We start from the raw sequence: 1,234 nt of genomic DNA on the forward strand, positions 1-1,234 counted from the left end.
CGCACGTTCAGGTTGATGTCGGTCAGCACCTGGAACTTGCCGAACCATTTGTCCAGCGCTTCGATGCGGATGATGGGTTCGGCGCCAGCGGCGTCAGGGGTGGGGGATGGCATTGTGTCTGTCATTGAGAAGCACCGTTATCAGCGATATTGCGCCGGGTTTATTGCATCTTCGGCAGGTCGGTTTCCAGCCATTTGCGGTACAGCTTGTTGAGCTCGCCATTGGCCGTGTTTTTGGCCACGAAGTTGTCCACCGTGCTGAGCAACTCTGCCTGACCGGGGCGCATGGCCACGGCCATGACTTGCTGGCGCAACAGGAATTTGTTCTCGTAGGTATTGGCCGGGGCACGCTTGTCAATTTGCGCCGCCACCGTGGTCGAGCAGCCGATGGCATCGACCTGGCCGGACATCAAGGCCTGCATGGCGGAGGCATCGTCGTCGAAGCGGCGAATCTCGGTGCCCTCGGGGGCGACTGCGGTCAGCGCCACGTCTTGCGTGCTGGCGCGGGCCACGCCGACGCGCTTGCCCTTGAGGTCGGCGGCGGTCTTGATGCCGGCTTTCTTGTCACCGTACACCACGATGCTGGCGGCGGCATAAGGCTTGGAGAACTGCACCTGCTTGGAACGCTCCGGCGTCACCGCGAGCGAGGCCACCAGCAGATCGACCTTGTTGGTCAGCAAAAACGGAATGCGGTTGGGGCCGGTCACCGGCACCAGATTGACCTTGACACCCAGGTCCTTGGCCATCAGGCGCGCCACGTCGGCGTCATAGCCGTCCGGCTGGTTGCTGCTGTTCATGGTGCCGTAGGGCGGAAAATCCACCAGCATGCCGATGGTCAATTCGCCTTTTTTCTTGATGTCGGCGCTGGTCTGCGCGCTGGCAATCGGCGCCCAGCTGGACAGGGTGGCGGCCAGGCCCAGCGCCAGGGCGGCGCCGGTGAAGGTGCGACGTTGCAGATGCTTGATCATGGTGAAGTCTCCGGTAGGGGTGGTGAGAAATGACAGGGTGAAAAAGGGTTGCCGCTCAGCGCACCAGTGCGGCCGCTTGCCGGCGTTCCATGCTGGCGGCCAGCAAGGACAGGGGCCAGCACAGTGCGAAATAGATCGCAGCCACCGCGCTGAATACCATCAGCGGCTGAAAGGTGGCGTTGTTGATGATTTGCCCGGAGCGCGTGATTTCGACAAACCCGATGATGGCGGCCAGCGAGGTGCCTTTGATGATCTGCACCATGTAGC

The 1,234-nt window shown here is 62.0% G+C and carries 1 protein-coding gene and 1 pseudogene; both read right to left on the bottom strand.

The genetic code is table 11. The features are described 5' to 3' along the window. Window positions 1-160 precede the first annotated feature (160 nt). Entirely contained in the window at window positions 161-967 is an 807-nt protein-coding gene (locus C5P05_RS03315) for a transporter substrate-binding domain-containing protein (protein WP_114968444.1), read from the bottom strand. Between the two features lie 55 nt (window positions 968-1,022). Next, window positions 1,023-1,234, bottom strand: a pseudogene (locus tag C5P05_RS03320) (amino acid ABC transporter permease); the annotation flags it as partial.

It is taken from the genome of Rhodoferax ferrireducens (assembly GCF_003347515.1).
Classification (GTDB): Bacteria; Pseudomonadota; Gammaproteobacteria; order Burkholderiales; family Burkholderiaceae_C; genus Rhodoferax.

Coding starts and splice junctions, on each gene's coding strand:
- C5P05_RS03315 (WP_114968444.1), bottom strand. CDS start 967: ATGATCAAGCATCTGCAACGTCGCACCTTCACCGGCGCCGCCCTGGCG.